The sequence below is a fragment of the Paraburkholderia eburnea genome, assembly GCF_002917095.1.
Classification (GTDB): Bacteria; Pseudomonadota; Gammaproteobacteria; order Burkholderiales; family Burkholderiaceae; genus Paraburkholderia; species Paraburkholderia eburnea.
Genome location: NZ_PQGA01000004.1, coordinates 114,502 through 130,548 on the forward strand (window position 1 = coordinate 114,502; position 16,047 = coordinate 130,548).

A 16,047-nucleotide genomic window follows, 5' to 3' on the forward strand; every position below is an offset into this window, starting at 1 on the left:
AAGTTGAACCGCACGAGGCCGCGAAGCGCATGACGAAGCGTACGACGAAAGCGCCAAAGATCGCCCCGCCGCAGCCTCAAGCCTCGTTTACACTTCCAGCATTCCGTTCCACCTCGCGCGACCCGCGCCGCCGCTCACACCATGTTTCATCCCCAACGCCGCCGCTTCGTGCTCGCAAGCCTGTTTGCCGCGATCGGCGCCGCGCACGCCCGCAGCAGCCAGAGCGCCACGCGCGACACGTCCATCGCACTGGTGCTCAAGAACCTGCCCGACCCGTTCACGTTGGCGATGATCTCCGCCGCGAAGGTCTTCCAGGCGCACGCGCCCTATCCGTTCAGACTAACGGTGCTGGGCATCCAGTCGGAAAGCGACGCGGCCGGGCAGATCCGCCTCGTCGATACGGCGATCAAACAGGGCGTCAATGCGATCGTGCTCGCGCCGTCCGATTCGCGCGCACTCGTGAACGCCGCGAGCCGCAGCGTGCAGCGCGGCATCCTTACACTCGCGATCGACAATCCGTTCGATGCCGACGCACTGCACGAGGCGCATCTGCACATCCCCTACGTTGGCCCCAACGACCGGCGTGCAGCCACACGCGTGGGCGACTATGTCGCGCACCGGCTGCACGCGGGCGATCGGATCGGCATCATCGAAGGCGTTTCCGCCGACCTCAACGCGCAGCAACGCACCGCGGGCTTTCGCGACGCCATGCAGGCCGCGCAGATCGAAGTCGCCGCCGTCGAAACCGGCAACTGGGAATATGGTCAGGGGCGTCTTGCGGCTGCGTCGATCCTCGCCGCGCGGCCCGGCATCCGCGCGCTGCTGTGCGCGAACGACAACATGGCGCGCGGCGCCGTGGACGCGGTGCGCGAATCGCAACTCACGGGCCGCGTGCTGATCACCGGCTTCAACGCCAGCGACGCGATCAAGCCCATGATCGAGGATGGCCGCGTGCTCGCTTCGCTCGACCAGTTCGCGCAAAAGCAGGCCGTCTATGGTCTCGACGTGGCCTTGCAGGCGTGCGTCGAGCATCGCGGTCAGGACGATCTGCCCGACTACATCGAAACGCCGGTCACGCTGGTTACGAAGGACGCGCTTTAGCAGGCTGTTGCCAGCATCGTATTGTCATCGAAGCTGCACACCGTACAACGGCTGCCGATATCAAAGCCGTTTCGCGGCGAAGTCGCGAATCGTTTCGCAAAGTGACGCGGTGGCTTGCTCCGTGACCGCGTTATACAGCGAGGCACGAATACCGCCGATCGAACGATGGCCTTCAAGGCCCGTCATTTGCCGCTCGCCAGCGAACTCGACGAAGTCACGATCGAGCTGCTCGTCACCAAACGAAAAAGCTACGTTCATGCGCGATCGCCACGGTGCTTTTGCGTGAATACGCACGGCATCGCCTAACGTTTCGAGCGTACCGTAAATCATGGCGGCTTTCCGTTCGTTGATCGCGCCCATCGCACGCAGACCGCCGATATCATCGCGCAACCATCGGGAAACAAGCGTCAGCACGTAAATGGCGAATACGGGCGGCGTGTTGTAATTCGAGTGATGCGTGATATGCGTGCGATAGTCGAGAATCGCAGGAAGACCGTCGGGAATGCGTTCGAGCAACGCGCGCTTGACCAGCACAACCGTCACCCCCGAAGGGCCGAGGTTTTTCTGCGCGTGCGCGTAGATCATCGAATATCGGTCCGTGTCCACCGTACCGGACAAAAAGTCCGAAGACATATCCGCAATAAGCGCAACGTTCGACGGCGCTTCCTGTGCGCCGAATTGAAGCCCTTCCACGGTTTCGTTGGACACGTAATGCAAATAGGCCGCGCGCGGATCGATATCGAGTTTCGCAAGTTCGGGTAATTCGCTATGGTGCGAATGCGCGCCGTCCCACGCCACGCCGCATTGGTAGACGCGCTGCGCTTCCGCGGTGGCGCGCCGGCTCCAGTAGCCTGAACTCACATATTGCGGTGGCGCGAATGGCAGCCCGGCAAAATTCATCGGGATCGTCGCGAATTGCAGACTGCTGCCGCCCTGCATGAAGGCGATTTCGTAATCTTCCGACAAGCCCAGTAAATTGCGCAGATTGCGCGATGCCTCATCGACCAGCGCCAGAAACCACTCGGACCGATGACTCATTCCCAGCACGGATAGCCCTGTTTCCGGCAACGCCTCGATGGCACGCTGAGTCTGTTCAAGAACCGTTGCAGGCAGCGCGCCGGGGCCGCCCGAAAAGTTAAGTTCGTTCCGGCGTGTTGTCATTTCTCTCTCGATGAGTCACTGCCTTGCGCTCGACCATTGTGCAAAACACGTCAAATAAGTACTTCATGCGAGCAGGCTAATAGCGAAACGCAGCGCTGTGGTCCATGTCATGCACCGCCATCGCGGTTGCGATTTCGAGGATCACCAGGCGCCCGTCTGGAGCCGCTGCACGAATTCCGCGTCGAATGATGCCATGAAGCGGGTCCTCTTCGCACATATGGCGCAGCGCCGATCAGCGCGATGCGATATTTTCTGAGCAGCCCGTCCTGGCTCTGGTAATCGATAGATGACGCGGCGTAAAACGCTTCGTGGCTAGACGGATTCACATAACCCGAAAGTTCTTTCATATTTATTACGTGCGCAGCCCTCGCCCTACACGCGAGCCAACCCGGCGAATGATAAGCGTAAAGTTCACGCCGCTATGGTTCCAGCGGTTTCGGGAACGTTTGAACTGGTCATCACAATTCGTTTCGCGACAGACGAACAAATGCCATCCGAATCAATTATCCGGTCCTCTATTTCCATCCTCGCGTTTCAGGAAACAGGCTTTCTTGCAGAAAGAAATGCCATGCGATTAACCGCGCGCATGTCTCTTAAGCCCATCTGCGATCGCATGACCTGTTCGAACATCCGCTGTTCCTGCGCGTCGAACTCCTCGGCCATCAACTGTCTCAATGTCGGCGACCACGGGAGCGGCGTGCTGTCGAGCGGCGTATCCCGCGACCCGCAAAGCGACAGGCCGACATCGATATGAAACTCCATGTGGATATCGACAAAACCGCATTGCATCGCAATGTTGACGAGATCACGCTCGCTGAAACTGGTCGTCGGCGTGCACGCAGCTTCCGCCTCGGTACCAGGAAACGGTGTGCGTTTCCAGCGATGCAGCAGGCGAAAGAATAGATTCCCTGGTGCGTCGGCGTTCGCTTCGACCAGCGAGCGCAAGGCAGACACCTCGAACGCTTCGTCCCTGCGTATGGGTTCCACCAGTGAAATTCTTCCACCGGGTTTCAGTACCCTGTAAAACTCACGGAATACCGCCGGTTTATCGGGCAAATGGCCAATCATGGCCCGCGCCGTTATTGCGTCCACTGAAGCGCCTGCAATGGCGTGCATTGACTGCGCGGAGCTTTGCACAAAGGTGCACTGACGCGCCACACCCCGTTCGCGCGCGCGTTCCTCGGCACGAGACAGCAGCTTCGGCGAAATGTCGGTGATGAATACCTTGAGCGACACGCCTACTTGCTCAATTGCTCGCAGGGCCACCGCGCCATCGCCGCTGCCGACGTCGAGCAAGGTCATACCATCACGCAACTGCGCGCGCTCCAGAAGCAGGTCTATGTCGGGTTCTATCGACGCAGGCAACGCGCGTTCTACGTTCAGATCGTTTGAAAAACGCTTGCCTGTCAGCCAATCGGCCCGCAGATCCGCATCAGCCACGGTATCACCACTCATTTTGTGTTTCGCCTTCGTGAGCGAATCGCTCACATCCGTCCAAGCGCCGCTTTGCGCGGCGCACCTCGTAGCACTTTAAGGACAACCGCCTTATGCGTACCTTAAGCGTAGCTTTCGAAAAATTTCACATTCGGGCCAAACGCCCTGTGTCGTATCCGGCCTTTTTGACGCCCTTCATACATACATCGATCAAGCCGATGTCTTTGCAAGAGACGAACTGCTTCCGTCAATCGGCTTGCGATTTCCTGAGGCTGCGGATTCTGGACATTGGCATTGTCGAAATCAACGCCGATCCAGATCACCGAAAACAAAATGGAAGCGCTTAGAAAGGTACATCCGGTGATCAGACCGCCATTCGCCACTCATTTCCCTGTCTCGCCGATCCGTTCGGTTTGATAGCCTGACAGTACTCAAAACGAACTGATCCCTTCCCATCAGTGGCTAGAAAGACAAACACCCCTTCACCCGATCCCGTGACGTCCGACACCCTCGAACAAGTAGCACAGGCACTCGATGCCGCTCCCCTCGACGCGGCCCTGCACGCGCGGATGCTAGCCGCCATGCGCGCAGCCAACGACGAGGCAGGATCGGCCGCACACCAACTGGCACTCGCTGCCCTCGCGGCGCTCGGCACCGCGCCTGGCGGCCAGTCCGCACTCGCGCTCTATAACATTGCGACGGTCTATGCAATGAAAGGGCGACGCAAGGAGGCCATTCATTGGTACCGGCATACGCTCAAGGTTGAGCCGGGACTCGCCATCGCCCATCAGAATCTTGCTGTTGCACTCGAACGCGAGGAACTGCGGGAAGAGGCGGCCTTCCACCGTGAACGCGCCTATCAACTGCAGCGCGTTTTCACCGAGGCGGCGCTTGGCGACGAACAGCACCGTATCCTGATACTCGGCGCCGGCAAGGGCACGGGCAACGTCCCGCTCGAAACCTTGCTGTCCCCGCAAAAGTACACGCGCGTGCGTTACGCCATCGACTACGCCAGCGAAGCCGAAGACGCACAACTGCCGCCTTATGATCTGGTGTTCAATGGCATCGGCGACGCCGATATCGCCACACCGCTTGCCACGCGTCTCGCGCAGTTTGTGGATCGATGCGACCGACCGATCCTCAATCCACCTCATGCGATCACAAATACACACAGGCACTCGACGGCTGCGCTTCTGGAAAGCGTTCAGGATGTCATCGTGCCATGTTGCATACGCATCGATTCATGCCCGGCGAACATCGACGAGCTGGCAAGCCGGATCGACCTATCGGGCCTTTCGTTTCCGCTCTTGATGCGCCCGCTTGCGACGCACGGTGGCGAACGGCTAGAAAAACATACGTCACTTGCGACGTTGTTTCCTGCGCTAGCTGAACTTGGTGCGCCCTGCTACCTCACGGCCTGGCAAGATTTTCGCAGCGAGGATGGTTACTACCGCAAATATCGTGTCATCTATGTTGAAGGCAAACCGTTCCCCTATCACCTCGCTATTTCCAGCCACTGGCTGGTTCACTATTTTTCGGCGAATATGGCTGACGAATCGTGGAAGCTACATGAAGAGCTGGGCTTTCTAGCCGATCCAGCTGCGGCGCTCGGCGAGCGGGCTTTCAATGCCATCGCCGAAATCGGACGGCGCCTTTCGCTCGATTACGGCGGCATTGATTTCACACTTACGGCAGATGGGCAGGTACTTGTGTTTGAAACAAACGCGACCATGCTGACACATCGCGAGTCACAGGTCGGTCCCCTTGCACACAAGAATCCGTATATCGACCGGATTATCGAGGCCTTCGAACACATGCTCGACACTCGTGCAATGACACCGGACGACAATCGCGGTGAACACGATTGACCGCTACGCCGACCGGCTCCTGCACCACCGCATTACCGCTGCGGGACGCCCGCGCGCCACTCGCTCCAGTGCGTCACGATGTCCTGCACAAGCGGATTGCCGGTGAGGAACAGGTTGTCGATCGCAATCGTAAAGCCGCCCTGCGACGAATAGCCAAGCAGATTGTCGGCGCTCGATTGGCCCGCATACGGACGGTCGAAATCCGAGCCGGCGCGTAGCACCGCAACGCGGTTGAGGTCGACGCGCTGCGCAGCCGCCGCGCGTTTCAGCGCCTCGTAAGTGGCGTTGTCTTCCTGCTGCGTCGTGCAATAGATTCCCTTGCCGTCGGTCAGTATCTTCGTCCATTGCCGCGCGCGTTCGCCGATGTCCGTGCCTGACCACCAGGTGTCGCCCGCAAGGGTATCGCACTGGATCACGCTCGGCGGACGATTTGCCGGCGCATAGCTGTATTTGGCGCGAGCCGCCTGCGCCTGCGGACTGTCGCTCAATGTCACGCCGCGCGACAGCGCGAACGCCGCATTCGAAAGCGCTGGATTGAGCTGGAACACTTCGGTGCGATAGTCGAGCGGCGGCTTTTGCGTCGGGTCGGTCGCGTTCACGCCAAGATAGCCGGTATTCCATCCCTGCGGAATTTCACGTCCGTCGATTTCCCACTGGACGCCGAAATCGACGAGCCAGTTCGCCCACGCGGCGGAACCCACAGTCCCTTGGAGCGGATCGATCCCGGCGATGCCCGCCACCATGAAATACGTACGGCGCAGGTCGAAGCGCGGCGAGAACGTCAACGCCATCATCGATGCCGCGGCATTCGCGTGCCCCATGCCGGTCGTCATCACGCAGATATCCTGCCGGTTGCAATGCACGGCCGGGTAGTCGGGAGACAGACCCGCAACAGGAATGTTCTGCCATGGGCCAAGATGATCGAGCCACACCTGGCCTTCAGGACCGAACATCGAAATAATCATCACCTTGACCGGACGGCCATGCGATGCGCCGCCCTCCTGCACAAAGCTGTCGCCAGCATGTGCGCTGACCACAAGCAACGATGAAATCACAGCAACAAAAACACGATTTAGCATACGGGACCCTGCCTCTCAGGTAAGAACTGCCGTTGCGAAATGGGAATCGCGTGCCGTGTTCTCGACTGAAGTCGTGTTATTTATCGGCGTGCAGCGTGGGACCTGGGCTTGAGCCGTTCAGGCGAGGCTTAGTATAAGCGGAGAAAAAAATCGATCGCGCGGGCACGCCCATCCGTGCCCGCGCGCGTTCGTGGCGCCTAGCGCGTGAAGATCTGCGCCGTGGTGATCGCCATGTCGCCGCCGGGCAGCGGGATGTCCTTGAGCTTCTTGAGCGTATCGGCGTCGTAGACCGCCACGGTATTGAAGGTGCCCGCGAGATAGATCTTGTCACCTTCCTTGTTGAGCGACAGGCAGTAGTACGAATGATCGAGCGCCGCGCTCGCGACCATCTTCTCGTTCTTGATATCGTATTTCGCGAGCCGGTTCAGCACGCCATACATCACGTTCGGGTCCTTCGGCGAACGCCCGCCCGTGAAATAAACCTCCGTGAACGGCGCAAAATCCGTGAGCGCGGCCTTGCCGCTTTTCAGGTCGATATCCACATAGCCGTACATGGTCTGCGCTTTCGCGGGATCTTTCTTCTCGTCGGGAAAGCGGTCGGCTGTGTAGAGCAGATTGAACGCGTGCTGCGGGCGCTGCTGCGGCCATACGTACAGCACATCCGGGCGGCCATAGAGCGGGCGCGTCCAGTTGCGCAACGGCACGGCCACATCGTATTTTCCGGTTTGCGCGTTCATGCGGTAAATATCCGGCCCGACGATGAATAGCGAGCCATCGTCCGCCGCCTGAATCATGGTGGTCTGGCGCGGCGCGGGGAAGCTGCGGATGGGCTTCGCGTCCATGCCGCCGTCGGTGGACCACACCTGCAGGCGCGGCGCTTGCACCTCATAGCTATCGCGATTCATCTTCGTCGGATTGACGACGCTATAGATTTCCTTGCCGTCCGGACTCAGCGCGATCGAAAACATGGCTCGCGCGCGCTCGTCCCATTGCTGCGCGAGCGCCGCATGAAACACGGCCTTGCAGCTATCGAGATCGACGCCATAAAGATCGCCATAGTGATTGTTCAGCACATAGGCGCGCTTGCGGTCCGGGCTGATCTGCATCGTGCCGGGGCCGAACGCATCGGGCAGCGCGCAGGTCTTGACCACGCTGTCCGTAGCCGTATCGATCACGCTCAGGTTGTTGGGGTAGTTCGTCACCGCGAGGTATTCGTGCCCGCCTGCGAGCGGCGCGGCGGTGTTCGCGGCAAGCTTCGCGCCCACTTCAGCCGCCGGCTCCGTCTGCGCCAGCGCGGGCAGTGCAACGATGCATGTCGCCAATGCGGCGGCCAGCGCGGCGCACGCGGTCTGCTTCCTCAATGCCATGGTGTGTCCTCTCAGATTCGCGTGGCTCAGTTGTCTTTGGGAAATACGCTGCCGAGATTGCGCCAGTCCTTGCCCGAATCGGCGGCCGTCTTGTTCCAGTCCTGGAAGGTGGTCATCATGTCGGGCACCTGGGCGGGCCACCAGCACGGATCGGAGCAGCCGTAGAGGTCTGCTTCCATTGGCTGGCACAGCGAGGCCACGCCGCCGAACACGTCCACTTCCCAGCCAGGGTCGGTCGTGGCGGTGCAGCCCGCCACCGAGGTCATCGCGACCACCTCTTCGAGGCGGTCTTCGGCCGCCGCCTGCTCCAGTTGCTTCGCCTTGTTGTTGAGCGGCTTGAGATGTTTCATGTCAGTGTGCCTTGCGCGGGGTGATGTGTTGCTCGATGAACGCGGGATTGCCGGCCATGATGCGGCTATAGATTTCGATGCCGAAATCCACCCAGTCGCGCATCAACTCGCAATAGTGGTAGGTGGGATGTTGCGGATCGCCGTAGCGCGCGTAACTCTCGTGATAGCAGCCGCCCGAGCAGAGATTGCGGATGCGGCAAGTCTCGCAGCCGGTGCCTTCGCGTTCGAGCCGTTGCGAAAGAAAGCCCGTCAGTTGCTCCGTATCCACGCCCGTATGCACGTTGCCGAAAGTCGGCAGCGTCGAGCCCGTGAAGCGATGACACAGGTTCAGCTCGCCCTGGTGATCGACGGCAAGCATCTTGAGGCCCGCGCCGCAGGGCAGCGATTTCTTATGGCCTTCGTGGATATCGGTAATCAGTTGATGCAGATTCGAAAAGCCGATATTGCGATTCTCCAGCGCCGCCGCCAGATAGCGCCGCCCAAGCGCCTTCATGTTGTCGAACACGCGCTTCAATTCTTCGGGCTGCAGATTAAACGTATCGAGCGCGCCGGAGGTGACCGGCGCGAAGCCCACTTCCGCGAAACCGAGTTCATTGAAGAGGTGATCCCAGATGCCCGCGATATCGGTCACGCCGCTCGTGAGCGTGACGCGCGCACCCACCGGGCGGCTTCGATAGCGCCGCAACAGCATTTCCACCTTGCGCCGTACAACGTCGTAAGTGCCCGTCCCGCCCACGGTGCGCCGGTTCAGATCGTGCACGGAACGCGGACCGTCCATGCTCACGGACAAACCAAAACGATGTGCGTCGAGCCAGTCGACGATCTCCTCGGTCAAGAGCGTGGCATTGGTCGTCATGACGAAATCGACACCCTTGCCCAGCGCGTCAAAACGCAGTTCGCAATACTCGACCATGTTCTCGATGAGCTTGCGGTTGCTCAGCGGCTCGCCGCCGAAGAACACCACGGTATAGCGCGGCTCGTCGGGCGACTGTTCGATGAGCATTTCCACCGATGCCTTCGCCGTTTCCAGATCCATGCGCCGCCCGGCCGATGGCGTATCGAGGTCTTCCTTGTAGCAATACGTGCAGCTCAGATTGCAGCCGGTATTCACGTTCAGCACTACCGTATTGAGCGCCACGCGCTCCACCCGCTTGATGCCGATCTCGGGCGTCAACGGCGAACCATCGCTCACCACTTCCAGCGCCATCAGTTCTTCGAGTGTTTCGTTCAACTCACTGCGCCCGCCTTGCGCGGACGTATGCGCGAGGCGGGCGAACAGTTCGTCCGCCGTGCAACTGCTTGCGCGCAGTGCGTCGATGATCGCGGCCGTCATGCGATCGGCGGCGAACAAGGAACTGCTCGGTACATGGAACATCAGGCGGGCATCGTCCACCTGCACTTCGTGGACGTTGCGTTCCACCACGTTCAGCATGGCGTTCATCTCACTCTCCTTGCATTCGATTCGGTGCTATGCGATTGCGGCGCGCGCTTTTACGCAGCGCGACTTCACGACAGGCGCGATGAGCGCATCACGGAATCGGTGGGTTGTTCCAGCGTTGCACGGCCACGATCAGATGCGCCTTGCCTGTAACGGTCTGCCCCGCATCGTCGACAGCAGCAATCACGTTGAGATTGCCGGTGTTGTTGGTCGACATGCGCCGCGCCGGATTTGGACCCGCATCGCCCGGCGTGAACACGCCCGTGACGGCCTGCATGGCGCCCGAGAACCTGACGTCGCGATCGTCCTTCGCCTGCTCGTCGAACGGTTCGACCGACCATTTCGCCGGGACCACGCCGATGCGGAACGGCTTGCCCGCCGCGTCCACGCCCCAGGCTTCGGCATCGAAGCGGCCTTCGACCTTCGGCACGGAGCCGCCATTGCCGCCGATACGCGCCACGGCATACTCGGGCACCACCTTCACATCCTTGATCGCGCGATAGACCGCGAATTGCCCGCCCTGCGTGTTACCGAGGCTCACGGCGCGCGCGCCAACCGCACTATCGCCACTCGCCGTCACACGCACACGGATCACCTGCGCCGAGCGTGCCAGCACGCCGCTCACCTGCACACCCGGCCCAAAATCGGGCGTGCCTTGCAGATTCGCGCCCACCACGGTGAGTTCGGTGCTTTCGCCTGCCTTGATAAACGCGGGCTGCACGGCGAGGATGCGCGGCGCGCCCTTCGATTCCAGCTTCGCCGCGTCGAAGTCGAGCCCGCGCTCGTCGTGCGCCTCGTCGAACATACGGCCTTTCATCTCGCCGTTCATGGCGGCCAGCACCTGATGCATCTCCACGCCTTGCACCTTGATGCTCGCGCGCCATTCATAGCCGTCGTAAAGCATCGCAGTGCCGCTGCCGTCGAGCGCGCCGCCATCGGCGAAATGGCCTTTAAGCGTCACCTTGAACGTATCCTTCGTGCCGCCCGTCACCGTCATCACACCCGCTGCATCGCCGCGGCCCGGCATATGACCGGCAAAACTCCAGGCGCCTGCGAGCGAAGTCGCCTTCGGACGCGTCTTCTGCCACTGCGCCCATTGCGTGCTCTCATAGGGATACTGCTGCGCGAGCATGGGCGCGATGTCCTTGAGCGCGACATTGAGCCAGTCGCGGTCGCGGCCCATCGCCGAATATTCGATCGAGGGCCATTGCCCAAGGTGGAAATTCACGAGCCGGTCCCATTCCGCCACTGGACGACGTTGCAGCAGCGGACGCGCCGCCGAGTGGCAACGCGCGCACATCTGCTTGAACTCGTCGGAGCCGAGCACTTCCTGGGTGTTGAGACGACGTTCGAGCGCATAGCGCGCATCGGCGGTTTCGGCGGGCGCCAGACCCTGGCGATCGGCCAGATACTTGACGATGATCTGCCGGTCTTCGTCGCTGATCACGAGACCGTGCATGGTCTGCATGCGAGCGATCGTCATGAGCCAGCCCTCAGGCGTCTTGCGCTGATGGCTGATGCGGCTCCACGTATCCTTCGATTCCGCGCCATGGCACGCGGCGCAGGTCTGGCTGATAATGGTCGGCGCATCACGCGTTTGCGCTGCGGTCTGGGCATACGCGACGTGGGCCGCGAAAGCGAGCGGCACAAACACGCTTGCGAGGCGAGCGCCGCGAGCCTGCGATGAAAAGCGGCGCGAATGAAAAGTCATGAACAAGGCTCTGCTCCTTTACCGGGTTTTCTGTGGCCTGTCTCGTTTCGTCTCATGCGGTGCAAATGACCCTGTAAATGACCCGCATGAAGTTTGTGAGGCGCTGCAATGCTTCGACAGAGCATTAAGCATGGGGCGTGCCAATCCGATTTTATGCGTCATCTGATGCGTTCAGCCCTTGAAACAAGGGTTTTTCTTGTGGCGATTTTCGGGTAATCACCGATACGAAAAATAATTCTCATGCTAAGCGGCCCGACGATTTGATGCGTCCGCACGCATTCTTCCGTATCCGTCTCGTCTCATGTCGCACGAGAATTCTCAAAATGAGACACATCGGGTGTCGAGAAGAATCGCGCCACGAGATGCACGCAATGTTCGCGAACGCCATTGCACTCGCACTTTCAGCGTAAATGCGGCGCATATCGATAAGCATCTGGTACGGAAGCTGCTTGACGCGCTCCTCGATCGGCATAATCCAGGTCCACTCCGGGCCAACTCAACGAGCGAGGAAACTCTCATGCAGGCTGCGCCCGCAACACTCCCGCAACTCCTTCCGCAAACCCAGGCGTTTATCGACCGCGCGCCAACCATGCTGATCGGCGATGCCTGGGTGCACGCCGCCAGCGGCGCGACGCTGCCCGTCTATAACCCGGCTACCGGCGCGCATCTCGCCGATGTGCCGAAGTCCGGCACAGAAGACGTGAACCGCGCAGTGCAGGCCGCCCGGCGTGCCTTCGATGATTCCGCATGGAGCCACATGCGGCCGCGCGAACGCCAGAATCTGCTATGGCGCTTCGCCGATCTGATCGAGCGCGACGCGCAGATGCTCGCCGAACTCGAATGCCTGAACAATGGCAAGAGCGCGGTCGTGGCACGCGTGATGGACGTGCAACTGGGTATCGATTTCCTGCGCTATATGGCAGGTTTCGCGACCAAAATCGAAGGCTCGACCGTCGAAGTGTCCGCGCCGCTGATGCCCGACGCGCATCTGCACGGCTTCACGCGCCGCGAGGCCGTGGGCGTGGTCGGCGCGATCGTGGCGTGGAATTTCCCGCTGCTGCTCGCGTGCTGGAAGCTCGGCCCTGCGCTCGCGACGGGTTGCACCGTGGTGCTCAAGCCCGCCGACGAAACGCCGCTCTCCGCGCTCAAGCTCGCGGAACTCGCGCTCGAAGCGGGTTATCCGCCGGGCGTATTCAACGTGGTGACGGGCACGGGCGCCGAAGCCGGTGCTGCGCTTTCGCATCACCCCGATGTCGACAAGCTCACCTTCACCGGCTCGACCGAAGTGGGCAAGCTGATCGGCAAAGCCGCGATGGAGTCGATGACGCGCATCACGCTCGAACTGGGCGGCAAGTCCCCGACCATCGTGCTCGACGACGCCGATCCCGTGGCCGCCGCGCAAGGCGCCGCCACCGCGATCTTCTTCAACCAGGGCCAGGTGTGCTGCGCGGGCTCGCGCCTTTACGTGCAACGCAAGCACTTCGACAACGTAGTGGGCGATATCGCCTCCATCGCCAGCGGCATGAAACTCGGCAACGGCCTGGACCCTGCCACGGAGATGGGGCCGCTCATCTCGCTCAAACAGCAGCAGCGCGTGCATGGCTATATCGAGCGAGGCCGCGCGGCGGGCGCGCAGATCGCCTGCGGTGGCGAACAGTTCGGCCCCGGATACTTCGTCAAGCCCACGGTGATCGTCGATGTCGAGCAGAAAAGTCCGCTCGTGCAGGAGGAAATCTTCGGGCCGGTGCTGGTGGCCATTCCGTTCGACACCATCGACGATGCGCTGCGACTCGCCAACGATACCCGTTACGGATTGGGCGCGAGCATCTGGACCAACAACCTGAGCGCCGCGCATCGCATGATTCCCAGGATCCGTTCGGGTTCGGTCTGGGTGAATTGTCATAGCGCGCTCGATCCCGCGCTGCCCTTCGGCGGCTATCGCATGTCGGGCATGGGCCGTGAAATGGGCGCGGCCGCCATCGAGCATTACACCGAAATCAAGTCGGTGCTGATGAACGTCTGAAGCGCTTGCATTAGATGCCGCGCGCATGCAACAGCGCGCGGCGATCTGGCATAAAGCGCTTTCCTCACACTACAAAGTCATAAAAACACCATGCATTTAACCCATATCTCGCGCCGTACTTTCCTTATCGCATCCGCCAGTACCGTCTTGTTGCCGCTTGCCCGCGAGGCGCGTGCCGAAGCTCCGCTCATCGCGGAGACCGATCCCGCCGCCCAGGCACTCGGTTATCGCGCCGATGCCACGCACGTGGACAAAGCCCGATTTGCCCGCTACGCAGCGGGCCAGGATTGCGGCAACTGCACGTTTTATCAAGGCAAATCCGGCGATGCCGCCGCGAACTGTCCGCTGTTCGGCGGCAAACGCGTGGCCGCTGCGGGATGGTGCAACGGTTACAACAAAAAGGGCTGAATACAGTTGCACCGGCCTGCCTCCCGCTTGACCATCGCGTCCTGGCAGCCCGATGGAATGCGTTTTTGACCGGATGGACTTATGGCGGCAACCGTGCCAGATTAGCCCTTTGTTTCGCGCGGCATCCTGCCAGGCAGCGCACCGAATCAACCATCCAGGGGGACAGCTTGCACGATTCCTTTCCTCCCATGCCGGCGCTGGCCGACCGGCAACACGCCGCTCAATGGATACGCGAGCGGCTGCGCTCGGACGGCCTGTTTCCGCAGGGCTGGCTGCGCATGGAGATTGACGCATCGTGGCGGCGCAGCGTCGCGCATGGCGTGCGCTGCCATGACGATGCGCTGCTCAATCTGAATGAGTTTCGCGACCTCGGCGATCTGCGCGATGCGAACCGCCTGCTGCTCGACGCCGCCGCGCCGGAACTCGATTTCCTCGCACGGCGTTGTGGCCAGCAAGGCATCGTCATTCTCGCCAATGCGGAAGCCACGATACTTTCGGTCGAAGGCAATGCGGGCGCGCTCGCGGATCTCGGCATCGGCGATGTGTCGCCAGGCGCCACGTGGACCGAATCGTTGCGCGGCACCAATGCGCTCGGCACGGCGCTCGTGGAAGGCCGCCCCGTTGCGATCGACAGCGGCGAGCATTTTCTGGGCCGCCTCGCGCGCTTTTCATGCCGTTCGCTGCCGATCGCCGATCCGCACGGCAACGCGATCGGCGTGCTCGATCTCACGCGCGACGGCCAATTGCCGCTCGCGCAGGATACCTTGTCGATGCTGGTGGGAGCCGCCGCGAGCCATATCGAAGCGCGTCTGTTCGAAGCGTTTTTCCCCGATCATTTCGTCATCGCGTTTCATCCGCATCGCGCCTACCTCGATTCGACATGGTGCGGCGTGCTCGCCGTGCGCGAGGACGGCACCGTCGTCGCCGCGAGTGCTCAGGCCTGCGAATTGCTGGGCCTTGCGCGTGCCGATATCGTCGGGCTGCAATGCGCGAGCCTGCGTGGCATGAGCTTCGCGGCGTTCGCCGGTCAGGCCCACACGCTGGATATCGCGGACGTCGCGCACGATCTTGCGTTGCGCGTGCTGCGTGCGCCGCGACGCGCGCTAACGAATACCGGCTGTGCGGGCGTTCGGGCGCTCGATGCCCGTTCGGGCACGCGTTCAGGTGCGCGAGAAGCCGGCCTCATCAAGATCGCAGGCCGTCAAAGCCGCTTGCTACGCGCCTTGCAAATGGCGCGGCGCGGCCTCGACAACGCCCTGCCCGTACTCGTGCAAGGTGAAACGGGCACCGGCAAGGAAGTCGTCGCGCGGGCGCTGCACGATGCGAGCGAACGCGCAGGCAAGCCGTTCATCGCCGTGAACTGCGCCTCGATTCCCGAAGGTCTGATCGAATCCGAACTGTTCGGCTATCGCGACGGCGCGTTCACCGGCGCACGCAAGGGCGGTATGCTCGGGCGTCTGATGCAGGCGCACGGCGGCACGCTATTTCTCGACGAAATCGGCGACATGCCGCTTCATCTCCAGGCGCGTCTGCTGCGCGTGCTGCAGGAGCGCAAGGTCGCGCCGCTTGGCGCGGGCGAGGAACAGACGATCGATATCGCCGTGATCTGCGCCACTCACCGCAGCCTGCCGACGATGGTGCGCGACAAGACCTTTCGCGAAGACCTGTTCTATCGCATCAATGGGGTGAGCGTGGCATTGCCCGCGCTGCGCGAACGCGACGATATCGATCTGATCGTCGCTTCCTTGCTGGAGCGTCTTAACTCACAGCATGTACAGATCAGCGATGAGTTATCCGAAGTATTTCGCACGCATCCGTGGCCAGGCAATATTCGCCAGCTGGAGATGGTCTTGCGCACCGCGCTCGCCGTGCGCGACGACGACGAACACGAGATCGGCCTGGATCATCTATGCGATGGTTTTATCGACGGCGCCTGCCCGACAGCGACGAATCCGGCCGGACGTGGCCTGATCCGCAAGCACGAAGACGAACTGATCCGCGAAAGCCTGGCCCGTCACGACGGCAATGTGGCGGCGGCGGCGCTCACGCTCGGCATCAGCCGCGCCACGCTTTATCGCAAGCTCAAGCGGCTGCGCCCCTGAATTCA

The 16,047-nt window shown here is 61.4% G+C and carries 13 protein-coding genes; 6 read left to right on the plus strand and 7 right to left on the minus strand.

Features of this window, described 5'->3' with window-relative positions; all coding sequences use genetic code 11:
- The first annotated feature begins 141 nt into the window (after positions 1–141).
- Positions 142–1,101, plus strand: coding sequence for a substrate-binding domain-containing protein (locus B0G62_RS11155; protein ID WP_103704246.1), 960 nt, complete (start codon positions 142–144; stop codon positions 1,099–1,101).
- Between the two features lie 60 nt (positions 1,102–1,161).
- Here B0G62_RS11155 and serC read toward each other — a convergent pair whose 3' ends face one another.
- Complete coding sequence (serC, locus tag B0G62_RS11160; protein ID WP_103704247.1) at positions 1,162–2,262, minus strand: 3-phosphoserine/phosphohydroxythreonine transaminase; 1,101 nt, start codon at positions 2,260–2,262, stop codon at positions 1,162–1,164.
- Positions 2,263–2,796: 534 nt separating this feature from the next.
- Entirely contained in the window at positions 2,797–3,717 is a 921-nt protein-coding gene (locus tag B0G62_RS11165) for a class I SAM-dependent methyltransferase (protein WP_103704248.1), read from the minus strand.
- A gap of 473 nt (positions 3,718–4,190) precedes the next feature.
- Between B0G62_RS11165 and B0G62_RS11170 the strand changes: the two genes are divergently transcribed.
- Positions 4,191–5,564, plus strand: coding sequence for a hypothetical protein (locus B0G62_RS11170; protein WP_146055253.1), 1,374 nt, complete (start codon positions 4,191–4,193; stop codon positions 5,562–5,564).
- A gap of 32 nt (positions 5,565–5,596) precedes the next feature.
- On the opposite strand, the gene B0G62_RS11175 is transcribed toward B0G62_RS11170, so the two are convergent.
- The 5 genes from B0G62_RS11175 to peaA all read right to left on the minus strand — a co-directional run bounded on the left by B0G62_RS11175 (position 5,597) and on the right by peaA (position 11,509).
- Positions 5,597–6,643, minus strand: coding sequence for a purine-nucleoside phosphorylase (locus B0G62_RS11175; protein WP_103704250.1), 1,047 nt, complete (start codon positions 6,641–6,643; stop codon positions 5,597–5,599).
- Between the two features lie 197 nt (positions 6,644–6,840).
- On the minus strand, positions 6,841–8,010 hold the full coding sequence (gene peaD / locus B0G62_RS11180) for a quinohemoprotein amine dehydrogenase subunit beta (protein ID WP_103704251.1): 1,170 nt from the start codon (positions 8,008–8,010) through the stop codon (positions 6,841–6,843).
- Positions 8,011–8,036: 26 nt separating this feature from the next.
- Positions 8,037–8,360, minus strand: coding sequence for a quinohemoprotein amine dehydrogenase subunit gamma (qhpC, locus tag B0G62_RS11185; RefSeq protein ID WP_027819789.1), 324 nt, complete (start codon positions 8,358–8,360; stop codon positions 8,037–8,039).
- 1 nt (position 8,361) lies between these two features.
- Positions 8,362–9,801 (minus strand): quinohemoprotein amine dehydrogenase maturation protein, encoded by a 1,440-nt coding sequence (peaB, locus tag B0G62_RS11190; RefSeq protein WP_103704252.1) that lies wholly within the window; start codon positions 9,799–9,801, stop codon positions 8,362–8,364.
- Between the two features lie 88 nt (positions 9,802–9,889).
- On the minus strand, positions 9,890–11,509 hold the full coding sequence (peaA, locus tag B0G62_RS11195; RefSeq protein WP_103704425.1) for a quinohemoprotein amine dehydrogenase subunit alpha: 1,620 nt from the start codon (positions 11,507–11,509) through the stop codon (positions 9,890–9,892).
- Here peaA and B0G62_RS31630 point away from each other — a divergent pair.
- The 4 genes from B0G62_RS31630 (at position 11,508) to B0G62_RS11210 (ending at position 16,042) form a co-directional block, all read left to right on the plus strand.
- Positions 11,508–11,675 (plus strand): hypothetical protein, encoded by a 168-nt coding sequence (locus B0G62_RS31630; RefSeq protein ID WP_167401227.1) that lies wholly within the window; start codon positions 11,508–11,510, stop codon positions 11,673–11,675. The genes peaA and B0G62_RS31630 overlap by 2 nt on opposite strands.
- A gap of 351 nt (positions 11,676–12,026) precedes the next feature.
- Positions 12,027–13,532: an aldehyde dehydrogenase family protein gene (locus tag B0G62_RS11200; RefSeq protein ID WP_103704253.1), complete on the plus strand. Its 1,506-nt coding sequence runs from the start codon at positions 12,027–12,029 to the stop codon at positions 13,530–13,532.
- A gap of 90 nt (positions 13,533–13,622) precedes the next feature.
- Positions 13,623–13,940 carry a high-potential iron-sulfur protein gene (locus B0G62_RS11205; RefSeq protein WP_103704254.1) on the plus strand — a complete coding sequence of 106 codons (318 nt, stop codon included), beginning with the start codon at positions 13,623–13,625 and terminating at the stop codon, positions 13,938–13,940.
- A gap of 167 nt (positions 13,941–14,107) precedes the next feature.
- A complete protein-coding gene (locus B0G62_RS11210; RefSeq protein WP_244193189.1) occupies positions 14,108–16,042 on the plus strand; it encodes a sigma-54-dependent Fis family transcriptional regulator in 1,935 nt (644 codons plus the stop codon).
- Positions 16,043–16,047: the final 5 nt, after the last annotated feature.